This is a genomic window from Paenibacillus sp. PK4536 (assembly GCF_028594455.2).
In the GTDB taxonomy this organism is placed as follows: domain Bacteria; phylum Bacillota; class Bacilli; order Paenibacillales; family Paenibacillaceae; genus Saccharibacillus; species Saccharibacillus nuruki.
In genome coordinates this window covers 4,666,317-4,679,996 of record NZ_CP126313.1, presented here as the reverse complement: position 1 = coordinate 4,679,996, position 13,680 = coordinate 4,666,317, and the positions used below count along the sequence as shown (strand labels likewise).

Genomic DNA, 13,680 nt, shown 5'->3' with positions numbered 1-13,680 from the left:
TATTTTTGTGGTAGGATTGTAATTAAAAATCAGGGTAATGTTTCCTTTCTCGAGGGGCATCCCAGTCTCTAAGGAACCAATTTTAAGGGGGAGCTACAGACATGTTAGCAGCGAATGTCCAAAAGTTAAGTGAAAGCACTAGGGAAAAATTGAAACCAGCAATGAAGAAGATGGAAGAGTTCCTAAACGAATACTCTTTACAAGCATTGACCGCTGAAAGTGGGGTCGACAGTGTTGCTTTCTACAAAGGATTTTTGTCCGATTTACGTCATTTGCTTGTGTTTTCCGAAGTTTCTTACGAAAAATTAGGTGTAGTGATCCGTCGTGCAAACTTCGATATGGATTTTGCAGAAAAAGCACTTTATAATGCGTATCACCATTGTATCAATAGCTTTTTTTATCCCAAAAATGAGTGCTACTCTGAAGATGGACGTTATGCTTATACAGGTCAGGAAGCGATTCGTTTCCGTCAGACTCCTGTCAAACCGGTTAGAGACATTATTTTAGAAATCACCAAAATTTATGAAGAATTACGCGATGATCTTGCTTACTACGAAAGTGATTATTTGACACAACGTCGTATGAATCAACGTCACGCTTAATTTTGATCTCACTATGAAATCAGTAAACCAAGATGTCCTTCGGGGCATCTTTTTATTTTTTATAGATATAATATAACGATAAATGATATAAAATATTACATATAAATTTAATACATTACCCATATTTAATGATTTGTTTACAATATAAAATACAGTCATTACAAAAATTAATAAACTTGTTATTCACAAAAGTAAGTTATTTGTCGAAAAGTAGTATATAGACTTATAAAAATGTTTAACTAACCATGATTTCGAGTATAGAAGGAGATTGTTCCTATTTTCTGAAGAAGGTACAGTTATGAGTATTGTTTCTTATAGAATAGAACACTTTGTACAATTATAATAAAGACAAAGATAAACATAGATGACGGACATTATGTACATTATATAGATGGGAGTCACGAGCAGAATGCAAATTGATGCAAAAGTGGCAAAACAATTAATCGAATTAAAATATTTAAATTCGTCTGGTGTGGGTAGTGCAGACCAAGTGACCGCTAATACCAGTGACAGCAATAAATTATTTGATATGATGTTACAACAAAATATTGGGAGTTCGACTGAATCCAAAGGTTCGAACTTGAGTGCGGTAAGCCTTGCAAGTGTTTTACCTTCTGCAACAAGTATTGGCGATGTGGATGCAAGCTCAGTTACAGGTAATACGTATGCAGCGAGTGGTGCAGGTCAAAGTGATCCGTGGTATCAATTTGATCAATTGGCTCCTGTCGATCCATCGACTTCAACAACAACGGCTAAAGTGAATACACCTCTTCCAGCTACAGGTACAGCAGGAATTGGCGGAGCAGATGCTGCTTCTGCAATTGATGCTACAGGCACGGGTGCTAGTAAGCCAACAGCGTATAATGATTTGATCAGTTCAGCCAGTAGCAAATACGGAATTTCAGAATCATTGATCAAAGCTGTGATTGATACAGAATCTTCGTTTAATCCTAATGCTGGTTCTTCTGCGGGTGCAAAAGGATTAATGCAATTGATGGATGGTACAGCAGCTGGCTTGGGAGTGAGTAACTCTTTTGACCCGGCGCAAAATATAGATGGTGGTACTAAATACTTGTCTTATCAGATCAAGCGTTATGATGGTAATGTGAAAACAGCGTTAGCTGCTTATAATGCAGGACCCGGTCGATTACAACGTTTAGGTATCTCCAATGATGAAGAATTGATGGCAAAATTAAGCCAATTGCCAAAAGAAACACAACGCTATATTGGCAAGATTGAAAATGCACAAGCCAAATACGAATTATAATCATAATTAACGTTCATAGTACCTAAGTACATGGTATAATAGTACACGAACGTTTTAGCGATACAGAGATTTGATCATCATATAGAGTCAGATTGTTCCATATGAGATAGATCAAAAAGCGGAGCGTAGGTTCCGTTTTTTGATCTTTTTTTAATGGATAGAAAATATAAATGTACAGGAAAAGGAGGATACAGAAACGATGAAATATTTTGATTATGCAGCAACCACTCCTCCTTATCCTGAAGTGATACAATCGATGGCTGAAATTATGCAAAAGCATTTTGGTAATCCATCTTCTTTACATCAATATGGAGAAGAAGCTGATCGATTGGTTCGACATGCCAAAGAAGTGACAGCTCAGATTCTTGGAGTCAAGCCAAGCGAAATCATTTGGACATCAGGAGCTACAGAAAGTAATAACTTTGCGCTTAAAGGAGCCGCTATGCGAGGCGGACGTACACAAGGACATATTATTACCACGCGGATCGAACATCCTTCTGTGTATGAATGTTGTCGTCAATTAGAGCAGATCGGATTTGATGTTAATTATATTGATCCTGCTTCAGATGGTATTGTGCGTGTAGAAGATATTCAGAATGCTTTACGACCAGATACTATTATTGTCAGTATAATGCATGTGAATAACGAGACAGGTGCTGTCCAGCCGATTCAACAACTAGCCGATTGGCTCAAAAAAGTACAACCGCGCACATTGATTCATGTCGATGGAGTCCAAGGATTTGGTAAATTGCCTGTAAATATTGCACAATGGAATATTGATCTATATAGCTTATCTGCTCATAAATTAAGAGGGCCTAAAGGAACTGGATTATTATATGTTAAACAAGGGACTGAATTGTTCCCGTTGCTTGCAGGTGGTGGACAAGAAAATGGATATCGCTCAGGAACTGAAAATGTCGCTGGCATTGTAGGGATGACCAAAGCGTTACGTTTAACATCCACAGAACAATCAACATTGTCAGAACGCTTGCTAGCATGGAGTGAACAATTAAAAATAGCGATTCAATCGATTGAAGGGTTAGTGTTAACGAATCCTTCAGTGTCTGCACCTCATATTGTTCATTTTAGCTACCCGGGGATGAAGTCTGAAGTGATATTGCATAGTCTAGAACAACAGGGTTGTATTGTATCTACACAGTCTGCTTGTTCTTCCCGTAAAGCTGAACCTAGTCGTGTATTGTTAGCGATGGGCGTTGAGCGAGAACATGCTGCAAGCGGTATACGGATCAGCTTAGGAGATCAACATACGAAGCAAGATATTGAACATTTGATTACAGCACTTCGTCAGACTGTTACACAGCTTCGCCCATTGGAGAGGAGAACCCGTTAAGTATGCAAAATATAGATCGTTTGATTTTAAGATTAGGTGAAATGACACTCAAAGGAAAAAATAGATCCCGATTTGAAAAAACAATTTCAGAACATGTACGTGCAGTATTACGACCGTATCCTAAAGCACATGTTCGCCGTGAATACGGTAGAATGTATGTCGAAACAGGTGGAGAATCTGTAGAAGCATTAATTCAAGTATTAAAAAATGTTTTTGGTATTATGGATATTATTCCAGTGAAGCAGACGTTGCCTCAATTGGATGATATTATTGCAGCCGCTGTAGAATTGATCGGTGAACAACAGATTGAACAATTGACTACATTTAAAGTGTCTGTCAAAAGGGTTTGGAAAGAATTCCCTCATTCTTCACAAGACATGAATCATTTAGTCGGTTCACCTGTATTGCGTGCTTATCCTTTACTCAAAGTGGATGTAAGACAACCAGAGATTGAATTACGGGTAGAGATTCGCGATGGAGCCGCTTATATCTATAGTGAACTGATTCCGGCAGTAGGAGGATTTCCTCGGGGGAGCAATGGTAAAGCGATGTTGCTTCTTTCCGGCGGTATAGATAGCCCTGTAGCAGGATGGCAATCAATGCGTCGTGGACTGGAAGTCGAATGTATTCATTTTCATAGTTATCCATTTACCAGTGAACGTGCCAAAGAAAAAGTAGTCGATCTGACTCGTGTACTGGCTGGATATGCTGGAGTGGTCAAATTGCATGTAGTCCCTTTTACAGAGATACAGACCGCTTTTACCACAACAGGGCAAGATAATTTAATGATTACATTGATGCGCCGGGCAATGTTGCGAATCGCTACGAAGATCGCTGAACAGCAAAAAGGGTTGGCTTTGATTACAGGCGAAAGCTTAGGTCAAGTAGCCAGTCAGACATTATCGAGTATGAACGCTATTGAGCGTGCGACAGAATTACCAATTTTGCGCCCTTTAGTGATGACTGGAAAAGATGAGATTATTCAGATAGCCAAAGAAATAGGCACGTACGATTTATCTATTTTGCCTTATGAAGATTGCTGTACGTTATTTATACCAAAATCACCAACCACAAATCCTAATTTACGAATTATTGAAAAAGTAGAATCATTTTTGGAGTTAGAGCCTATGATTGAACGTGCAGTAGAGCAGACAGAATTAATGATTATTGAAGCGGGAAGTCCATTACAACTTGCATCAGCTACAATCAATGAGGACTGGTTCTAAGCGGAAACAGGTTAAATGACTTACATCTTCAGAATAGCCAAAAGTCAACCGATATAAATAGGGACAGATTGATGAAGGAGGAAGCTGGAATGACCAATCGTAATCAAGGGTTAATCGGACTTTTTGTTTTATTTGCAGGTTTGATTATCCTACTTGGCAAATTGGGCGTATTCAGTTTTATTGGTCACGTTTTTTGGCCACTTGCTATTCTTTTGCCTGGCATTGTATTGCAATTGCTGTATTTTAGCCGCAGTGCGCCTGCTATTGTATTGATTCCGGCTGGAATACTTACAGTATATGGAGTATTATTTTTCCTCTGTAATACATGGGGATGGGAGATAATGGCTCATTTATGGCCTGTTCTTATTTTGGGAATTGCGATAGGACTGTATGAGTATTATGTCTGTGCAGCTTCACCGGCTTCACGAAATGTTGGTTTTGTTTCTATTGTGCTTACTTGTTTATCAGTTATTCTGCTTATTTTCAGTTTATTAGGTACTTTAGGTTTTTATTTTATCGCTATGATCCTGATTCTATCTGGATTGTGGTTACTTGCTAGCCGTAGTAATTCAAAAACAGGTTGGTAATAAAATGCGAATTTGCTTGATTTATAGAAACAATGACGTATAATTATAATAAGCAAGATTATGGATGCCGATTTTTTGACCACCGTGTTAACAAATAGTAGAGCGTCGGCTTAGTTGACCGACGCTCCTTTTATGGAGAGGATTTGGAGAAATTTATGCAATCAAGAGAACAAATTCGCAATATCGCAATCATTGCCCACGTTGACCATGGTAAAACAACGTTAGTGGACAAATTGTTGCAACAGTCAGGTATTTTCCGGGATCACGAGACTTTACAGGAGCGTGCGATGGATTCCAATGATCTGGAGCGTGAACGCGGTATTACGATTCTTGCAAAAAATACAGCTATTACGTATAAAGACTATTTAATCAATATCGTGGATACACCAGGTCACGCCGACTTTGGTGGTGAAGTAGAACGTATCATGAAAATGGTAGACGGAGTACTTCTTATTGTTGATGCTTATGAAGGTTGTATGCCTCAGACTAAATTCGTTTTGCGTAAAGCATTGGAGCAAAATTTGACTCCTACTGTTGTCGTAAACAAAATTGACCGTCCGGCTGCTCGTCCTACAGAAGTTATTGATGAAGTATTAGATCTATTCATTGAACTTGGTGCAAATGATGAGCAATTGGAATTCCCGGTTGTTTATGCTTCAGCGTTGAATGGTACGTCTAGTCTTGATCCAGAAAAACAAGACGAAACGATGCAAGCAATGTATGAAACGATTATCGAACATATCCCTTCACCAAAAGAGAAAATTGATGAGCCATTGCAATTCTTGGTTACATTGATGGACTATAACGAATATTTGGGTCGTATTGCGGTAGGTCGTGTTAACCGTGGTGTTATCCGTCAAGGTCAATCCGTAACCGTTATTAACCGTGAAGGCCAAAAGAAAACAGCTCGTATCGAGAAGTTATTTGGTTTCCAAGGTCTAAAACGTATTGAGATTGAAGAAGCGGGTGCTGGTGATATTATTGCTATCGCTGGTATTAAAGACATCAACATCGGTGAAACGATTGCTGATCCACAACACCCAGAAGCATTGCCGGTTCTTAAAATTGATGAGCCTACATTGCAAATGACATTCCTTGTAAACAACAGTCCATTTGCTGGACGCGAAGGAAAATGGGTAACTTCCCGTCGTCTTCGTGACCGTTTGTTCAAAGAATTAGAAACAGATGTAAGTCTACGTGTAGACGAAACAGATAGCCCTGATGCTTATATCGTATCTGGTCGTGGTGAGCTTCATCTTGGGATCTTGATCGAGAACATGCGTCGTGAAGGTTACGAATTGCAAGTATCCAAACCAGAAGTTATCGTGCGCGAAATCGATGGTAAACGTATGGAGCCTATCGAACATCTATTGATTGACTTGCCTGAAGAAAGCATGGGCGCAGTTATGGAGAGCTTGGGTTCACGTAAAGCTGAGATGGTAAACATGATTAACAACGGTAGTGGTCAAGTTCGTTTAGAATTCTTGATTCCTGCTCGTGGTTTGATCGGATACGGAACATACTTCCTAACATTGACTAAAGGTTACGGAATTATGAACCATTCCTTCGATAGCTATGGTCCAGTTGCTGCTGGTCAAGTTGGCGGACGTCATGAAGGCGTATTGGTTTCAAGCGAAAGTGGTTCTTCTACTTTGTACGGTATCTTGTCTGTTGAAGATCGCGGTACATTGTTCCTTGAGCCAGGTGCTGAAATCTACGAAGGTATGATCGTTGGTGAACATACACGTGATAACGATATTGTTGTTAACATTTGTAAAGAAAAACAATTAACTAACGTTCGTTCTGCGACTAAAGACGATACAGTCAAAATGAAAACTCCTCGTGGCTTCTCTCTTGAGCAAGCATTGGAATATTTGAATGAAGATGAGTATTGTGAAATCACTCCAAAATCAATTCGTATGCGTAAAAAGATTTTGAATAAGAGTGAGCGCGAACGTGCTGAAAAACAACGTAAATCTGCAATGCAATCTTAATATCATATATTGTTGGATAGACCACTGCGCTTAAGTACCTGTTTCAACAGGTTAAATACTGTTCTGAGATTCGGTCGCTAAGAAATAGATCGAATCTCTGCTACAGTACATGCCATTACATACTCTATGCAGAAGCGGAACGTATGATGAAGGCAACATAATTGAAGACTATAACTTCATTATCTAAAATGATGGAACAGGTGTTGAGAGCAATGAGTACGACAACAGGTGGACTTCCGCCGCGTGCAGGAACAAAAGCCAAAACACAAAAATCCGGTAATCCCAATCCCAAAAAAAAGCAAAAGAAAAAAGCAAGTGGCTTTAAGCGCTTTATGCAAATATTGCTTATTGTTATTCTTTTAGCTGTTGTTGGCGTGATGGCTTATGCCGGATATTTATATTATCAGGTTCAAGGTATGTTTGATGGAGTAGGTCCTAAAGACAATGGTGGTACTGTTATAAGTCAACCTGTTGCGCCTGAGAAATCAGCAAAAGTAAAACCGATTACGATGGCACTTTTGGGAACTGATTATCGCCAAGAAACAGGAACACGTTTAACAGACGTTGTTATGGTAGCTACACTTAATCCGGATACCAAGTCAGCCACAATTGTTTCTTTGCCGCGTGATACGTATCTACAACTCGAAGGGTACATTCCTAATAAACTGAACTCTTATTATCCGAAGTTTTATGCTAAAGATAAAAAAGAGGGTACAGATTTAGCGATGAGTGAAATGAAAACTTTACTCGGTAAATACTTGGGTGTAGATGTAGAGTATACAACTGTGTTGAACTTCCAGGGTTTCCGGGATGTTGTCGATTCAGTAGGTGGTATTGATATCAATGTAGATATGAAAATGTGTTATGTGGATAAAGCAGATGGTACGAATATTAATTTGTCTACCGGTCAACAACATCTAAATGGTGCAAACTCTCTAGATTATGTACGTTACCGTAAATCAAATTGTAGTCCTCGTACACAAGGGTCTGATGACTTCAGTCGTAACCAGCGCCAAAACCAAGTACTGAATGCTGTCGTAGACAAAATTCAATCTTTTAGCGGTGTAACTAAATTGGGATCGATTATCGAATCTGTAGATAAAAATATGGAGACTGATATTGAAGGTGAACAATTTAAAAATTTACTGACTACGTATTGGGATATTCCTAAGCAGAATATTAAATACATGCCAGTAACTGGTGATTGGAAAAGCCCTTACGTCTATATCAATGAAACTGAATTAGCAAATGCTAAACAGGCACTACAAGATGAATTAGCAGGTACAGCTACGCATACCGATCAATTTGATCAACCAGCAGGTACAAGCAAAGTAAGTCAGTAATATCACTCTTGTAGCTAGATAAAGCTAATCGTAGTTTGTCAATAATCATGAAGTCTTTGCTTAAGCAAAGGCTTCTTTTTTATGTATATCTGCTGTATGGGGTTCTCCAGATTATGGATTTGAAATGAAATTAACCTATGCTATAATGAAGAAACACCAGTATATTCATGCCAGTAATTGGAGGTCTCTATGATGCCGGAATCCATGATGATGCTTGATCGTATGCTATATTTCACACATACGTGCCGGAGAGGCTCTATACTGTTATGTACATTGGTGTATCGTGGACAAAGTGCATATATGAATCATTGTATAAAAAAACCAGTTAGCTATGATATAGCGTCTGGTTTTTTGTGTATTTAAGAGGAGGGTGAGGCTTGGCCGATCAAGAAGGGATAAGCATAGTTATCCACTAAGTAAATGGCATCAGAGATCATAAGACTTTCTACTCAAGGGGGAACTCTCGATGAAAAAGATTTTTGTACTGGATACCAATGTGCTTCTTCATGATCCAAATGCCATTTTTGCTTTCGAAGAAAATGATGTCATTATACCTGCGGTTGTACTCGAAGAAATTGATTCTAAAAAACGGAATGCAGACGAGATTGGACGTAATGCACGAAGTATTTCACGCTCACTCGATGCTTTAAGAGAATCAGGTTATCTACATGATGGTGTGCACTTAGAAAATGGTGGGACATTACGTGTTGAATTGAATCATCGTAGTTTTGCCAAAGTACAAGATATGTTCGGAGAGATTTCGAATGATAATCGTATTCTGGCTGTAGCATTGAATTATGAGTTAGAGGAGCAAGAAAAAGAACAAAATCAAGAGGCGCGTTCTCAAGTTGTACTTGTTAGTAAAGATGTATTGGTTAGAGTCAAAGCAGACGTGCTAGGTGTAAATACAGAAGACTATCTATCTGATCGCACAGCCGATCCTAATGAAATGTATACAGGATATACTACATTAACGGTTCATCCAGCTGTGATTGATGAATTTTACAGCAATCGTTATTTACCTATCCAATCCTTAAATATCAAACATTCTTTTTATGCAAATGAATTTGTGATATTAAAAGATGAATTAGGAAGTGCTAAATCAGCATTACTTAAAGTAAATGCCGATTCTACAAAGTTAGAACCGTTATTTTTAAGTAATGATCCGATATGGGGGATTGCTGCTCGGAATGCACAACAACGTATGGCATTGGAACTATTATTAAATGATGATATTCCTTTAGTAACGATTACAGGTAAAGCAGGAACAGGTAAAACACTGCTTGCATTGGCTGCTGCTTTATCCAAAGTCGAAGATGAACAAAAATATAAAAAACTGCTTATTGCAAGACCTGTGGTACCTATGGGTAAAGATATCGGTTATCTTCCGGGCGAGAAGGATGAAAAATTGCGCCCTTGGATGCAACCGATTTATGATAATTTAGAGTTTTTGTTTGATACGAAAAAAGCTGGCGATATTGACAAAATTTTAATGGGGCTTGGTAGTATTCAGGTTGAAGCTTTAACCTATATACGTGGACGTTCGATTCCAGGTCAATTTATTATTATTGATGAAGCGCAAAATTTATCCCGTCACGAAGTCAAAACGATTGTATCTCGTGTAGGTGAAGGCAGTAAAATTGTGCTGGTCGGTGATCCTGATCAAATCGATCATCCGTATCTGGATTCAATCAGTAACGGATTAACTCATGTAGTTGAGCATTTCAAGCAAGAGGGCATCAGTGGTCATATAACCCTTGAAAAAGGTGAACGTTCTAAACTGGCTCAATTGGCTGCTGATTTGCTATAACATAGTTTTAAATACAATGCAAAAGACTCTACCGTGCATGGTTAGCACAGTAGAGTCTTTTTTAAAATATAAATGGTGAATATATTTGTATTTTAGTGATCTATAGGATGCACTAGACTAAATTCAGTACCACTTTGTTGCTGTAAAATATTCTTGTTAGCCCATTGATCAAATAAAGTAGCTGTGAATTTAAAATCAATATCCTCTATAGATTCGAACAAGGAATGAGCATCGGTATAACTTTTGATAAAAACATTAAAAAAGGCGATATCAACAAAGTCTGTATTATAGATATTGGCTTCAATCTGAATACCTTGATCACTTTCAAATAAACAGTGTTCCCCATGTAGATCCCAAGTCCAATGGGTATTGCAGTATATCACAAATGGTTTACATAACTCTACCTCATAAATCAAATCAAATAACCATTCAAAATGAGTAGAAGCCTGCTGGTGTGACACTATAGGTTTTTGATCATCTGGAAGCATTTGATACATAGAATGACATAATTCTCTAGCCATTGTTGTATACAATTTGAATAAATGTAGAACTTTAACTTCATTCATCATCCAAAATCCTTTCATCATCATTGTATCTATTGCGTATGATGAAATTAGTTTAACGATAGTTCAAGTTCAATTTTCATCAATTGTGGTTCTGTAGTGACTGAAGTTGCTTTCAAATAAGATACAATTTGCTGTGGATAAAAGCCAAGATCAAACTCGTTTTCTAACATTCGGCATGTTGTATCAGGTAATTGAAGTCCGTTGAATACAAGTTTATCCACATAAAATTGAATCGCATTTTGAGGTTGATCGACAATTTCATAATGTCCTGTAATATCCAAGTCTAAATTGCCTTCTTTGCCATGTACACTTAATTGATCCTGCGCAAATTTAAATTGAAAAGATTCAGGTAACTGACCTTGTACATGCAAAAATTGATTGAGTTGTTGTTCATCTATAGAAATCGTGTAATGTGTACCTCTAATCTGAATAGCTCCAGGTTGAGATTTAAGATAATCCGGGAATTGCTGCATAGATAGAGCAATCGCTTTAAAATATCTTTTGACTTCATAGAGTCCAATATTGTTCCAATATTCATTCATCTCATTCATAAGTTGACGGGCAATCTTAGGATCAGAGCTGGTAGCAAGATTTTGATGAATCGATTGTTGCAGACTAGCTACTCGTGTACGTTGGTTCGATAAATTGGTAGTGATTTCTCCTAATTCAGTCGCTGTCGTGTATAATTCATTTCTTTGCTGAGTAAGGTATGTGTATTGTTCTTGATAATCATTAAGAAGCAACTGATCATGATCAATAATCATTCTATAATAATCGTAAAAAGCAATCATACCTGAAAGACTACCTGTCGAGAAAAAAAGAGCCCAAAAATCATCCCGTTCTCCTGTATAATAAGAAACAAGCACTGAATCTGCTTGATGTCTTGCTTGTGATAGTAACTTTTCTTGTTGTACCAAACTTTTTTGCAATGTCGTGTATTTTGTTTGAGCTACATGTTGTTGATCTGCAATCCGTTTGATTTCTTGATCTAATTCATTCACAGATAGACTGTTTTCTAATAACTGTCGTGTCGCTTCGTCTAATTGCGGAGGTGCAGGTACAGATTGTGCTCTCACAGAAGAAGACCAAAGCTGAGAAGTTAGAGCTAAAGTCAAACAGAAGCAGACGATTTTGACCGGATATATGTATTTCACTGATCGCCCCTCCTATAGCGCCTGGCAGTACAAGCGCAATTATTATTAAATCAAAGTGATTTTACAAAGTAAAACATCAGAGTATTAGCACTTGTTGCTATACATGTTAACCATTACTCATGACTTACTATCAGTATAACATCGTACTCATTAGTGTTGAATAACTCTAATTATACTTATTTAAAAACGTATGGAGGTTACAAAATTGATCATTGATATTTTTGGAGCAGGAGCTATAGGATTACTTTTTTACAGCAAATTAGTGAGTTATAGCTCGGTAGCCACGATTCATCTATGGACTCGAACATCAGAACAAGCAACTTTAATCAATCAACAAGGGATTACTGCCCAAACATCCACTACAGATTACAATGTGGAAGCGCAAACTTATATTCCTAGTAAGCTACATCAAGCCTGTGCTATCTATGATATGACTGATAACGAAAATAAACCAAAAGCAGACTATATACTGGTTACCGTCAAACAAAAAGATATCACTGCTGATTTTGTTTCTTATTTGAAACAAAGAGCAGATCATCATACTCGCATTATCTGTTTGCAAAATGGGGTAAGAACCGATGTATGGTGGGATTCACCATGGCAGGTTTATGCCGCAATTACAACAGAAGGTGCTAAAAGAATATCTCCAAATGAAGTCAGTCATACAGGAATAGGAAAAACAGTTGTAGGTCGTGTAACCAATATTTCTAGTACTAGAGTCGTTGATCAATCTAAAGCAATAGATAAAGAAGAGCAACTATCTATACAACTCTTGCTAAATGAACTACAAAAAGCAGGACTTGATATCGTCTTGTCGAATAATATCGATAAAGATATCTATCGGAAGCTTGTTATCAATGCTGTAATCAATCCATTAACAGCGATCTGGCGTATAATGAATGGTGAATTGCTTGTATCTAAGCAGCGCTTAGCTGTCATGCGACAATTATATGATGAAGTGATTGAAGTATACGAAGCTAATGGTATCGAAGTTTCTTCGTTGTGGTGGGAAGACATATTAGCTGTATGCCAAGCGACTTCTAATAATACATCATCTATGCTTGCAGACGTTTTGCAAAGTAAAACAACCGAGATTCAGTGGATCAATGGTAGTATTATTAAAATGGGTCAAGATCATCACATATCTACACCAACAAATGACTGTGTATATCATTTGATTGAAGCTATGAATAGACAGGAGGATCATTAATGGGGGTATTTTTGGGATTATTATTGAATGGATTTATTTTCTTAAGCCTAGTTCCGTTTATTCCATTTGTATTAACGTATACTATTAATAGGCTAAAAGGAAAAGAAAAAAAGCCAGCGATCAGTATGGCGATGGATGTCACAACACCATTTTTGTATATTGCTGTAGCTGCACTATTCAATAATACGTTTAATACCAAAACAGGATTTTATATCTTTTTACTTATTTTATTGCTTGGTATTGGACTCATCGGAGGTGCACAAAACCGTTTAAAAGGAAAAGTGGACTATAAACGATTATTTCGTGCAGTATGGAGAGTTTCTTTTTTATTACTGAGTATAGGTTACATTGCTTTACTGATTACTGGAATTTTGCAATACATAACACAGTAACTTTGTCGAAAATTGGAATATATTTGCTTGATGTTAGGTATTCGACCGTAGCGTGAAGCATAATATACGTTTAAATGTGACAGTTTTATATAAAATAACGAAAAAAACATGATTTTTTAAATATAAGTTATAGATTTTTTTGACCACTGGTTGTATAATTTAAAAGCATATACCACAT

The 13,680-nt window shown here is 37.5% G+C and carries 12 protein-coding genes; 10 read left to right on the top strand and 2 right to left on the bottom strand.

Annotated elements, in window-relative coordinates:
* Positions 1–101: 101 nt before the first annotated feature.
* The 8 genes from PO903_RS20775 (at position 102) to PO903_RS20740 (ending at position 10,180) form a co-directional block, all read left to right on the top strand.
* A complete protein-coding gene (locus PO903_RS20775; protein ID WP_273594448.1) occupies positions 102–602 on the top strand; it encodes a YpuI family protein in 501 nt (166 codons plus the stop codon).
* Positions 603–1,011: 409 nt separating this feature from the next.
* A complete protein-coding gene (locus PO903_RS20770) occupies positions 1,012–1,869 on the top strand; it encodes a lytic transglycosylase domain-containing protein (protein WP_069329330.1) in 858 nt (285 codons plus the stop codon).
* A 199-nt stretch (positions 1,870–2,068) separates the two neighbouring features.
* Positions 2,069–3,220: a cysteine desulfurase family protein gene (locus PO903_RS20765; protein ID WP_273594447.1), complete on the top strand. Its 1,152-nt coding sequence runs from the start codon at positions 2,069–2,071 to the stop codon at positions 3,218–3,220.
* Between the two features lie 2 nt (positions 3,221–3,222).
* A complete protein-coding gene (gene thiI, locus PO903_RS20760; protein WP_273594446.1) occupies positions 3,223–4,446 on the top strand; it encodes a tRNA uracil 4-sulfurtransferase ThiI in 1,224 nt (407 codons plus the stop codon).
* A gap of 89 nt (positions 4,447–4,535) precedes the next feature.
* Entirely contained in the window at positions 4,536–5,033 is a 498-nt protein-coding gene (locus PO903_RS20755) for a hypothetical protein (protein WP_069329333.1), read from the top strand.
* Positions 5,034–5,188: 155 nt separating this feature from the next.
* A complete protein-coding gene (gene typA / locus PO903_RS20750; protein ID WP_069329334.1) occupies positions 5,189–7,027 on the top strand; it encodes a translational GTPase TypA in 1,839 nt (612 codons plus the stop codon).
* A 212-nt stretch (positions 7,028–7,239) separates the two neighbouring features.
* The gene (locus PO903_RS20745) at positions 7,240–8,370 is read left to right on the top strand and encodes an LCP family protein (RefSeq protein WP_069329335.1); all 1,131 of its coding nucleotides are present in this window, start codon (positions 7,240–7,242) and stop codon (positions 8,368–8,370) included.
* A 466-nt stretch (positions 8,371–8,836) separates the two neighbouring features.
* Positions 8,837–10,180 carry a PhoH family protein gene (locus PO903_RS20740; RefSeq protein ID WP_273594445.1) on the top strand — a complete coding sequence of 448 codons (1,344 nt, stop codon included), beginning with the start codon at positions 8,837–8,839 and terminating at the stop codon, positions 10,178–10,180.
* 92 nt (positions 10,181–10,272) lie between these two features.
* Here PO903_RS20740 and PO903_RS20735 read toward each other — a convergent pair whose 3' ends face one another.
* On the bottom strand, positions 10,273–10,746 hold the full coding sequence (locus PO903_RS20735; protein WP_273594444.1) for a hypothetical protein: 474 nt from the start codon (positions 10,744–10,746) through the stop codon (positions 10,273–10,275).
* A gap of 47 nt (positions 10,747–10,793) precedes the next feature.
* Positions 10,794–11,900, bottom strand: coding sequence for a hypothetical protein (locus tag PO903_RS20730; RefSeq protein WP_273594443.1), 1,107 nt, complete (start codon positions 11,898–11,900; stop codon positions 10,794–10,796).
* Positions 11,901–12,105: 205 nt separating this feature from the next.
* On the opposite strand from PO903_RS20730, the gene PO903_RS20725 reads away from it, so the two are divergent.
* Together PO903_RS20725 and PO903_RS20720 are read left to right on the top strand one after the other, a co-directional pair.
* Positions 12,106–13,110: a ketopantoate reductase family protein gene (locus PO903_RS20725; protein WP_273594442.1), complete on the top strand. Its 1,005-nt coding sequence runs from the start codon at positions 12,106–12,108 to the stop codon at positions 13,108–13,110.
* Entirely contained in the window at positions 13,110–13,502 is a 393-nt protein-coding gene (locus tag PO903_RS20720; RefSeq protein ID WP_137220768.1) for a DUF3397 domain-containing protein, read from the top strand. The genes PO903_RS20725 and PO903_RS20720 overlap by 1 nt, the downstream gene beginning before the upstream one ends.
* Positions 13,503–13,680: the final 178 nt, after the last annotated feature.

Excerpts from the sequence above, each read along its gene's own strand:
- PO903_RS20775 (WP_273594448.1), top strand. The coding sequence starts at position 102 with ATGTTAGCAGCGAATGTCCAAAAGTTAAGTGAAAGCACTAGGGAAAAA.
- PO903_RS20770 (WP_069329330.1), top strand. The coding sequence starts at position 1,012 with ATGCAAATTGATGCAAAAGTGGCAAAACAATTAATCGAATTAAAATAT.
- PO903_RS20765 (WP_273594447.1), top strand. The coding sequence starts at position 2,069 with ATGAAATATTTTGATTATGCAGCAACCACTCCTCCTTATCCTGAAGTG.
- thiI (WP_273594446.1), top strand. The coding sequence starts at position 3,223 with ATGCAAAATATAGATCGTTTGATTTTAAGATTAGGTGAAATGACACTC.
- PO903_RS20755 (WP_069329333.1), top strand. The coding sequence starts at position 4,536 with ATGACCAATCGTAATCAAGGGTTAATCGGACTTTTTGTTTTATTTGCA.
- typA (WP_069329334.1), top strand. The coding sequence starts at position 5,189 with ATGCAATCAAGAGAACAAATTCGCAATATCGCAATCATTGCCCACGTT.
- PO903_RS20745 (WP_069329335.1), top strand. The coding sequence starts at position 7,240 with ATGAGTACGACAACAGGTGGACTTCCGCCGCGTGCAGGAACAAAAGCC.
- PO903_RS20740 (WP_273594445.1), top strand. The coding sequence starts at position 8,837 with ATGAAAAAGATTTTTGTACTGGATACCAATGTGCTTCTTCATGATCCA.
- PO903_RS20735 (WP_273594444.1), bottom strand. The coding sequence starts at position 10,746 with ATGAATGAAGTTAAAGTTCTACATTTATTCAAATTGTATACAACAATG.
- PO903_RS20720 (WP_137220768.1), top strand. The coding sequence starts at position 13,110 with ATGGGGGTATTTTTGGGATTATTATTGAATGGATTTATTTTCTTAAGC.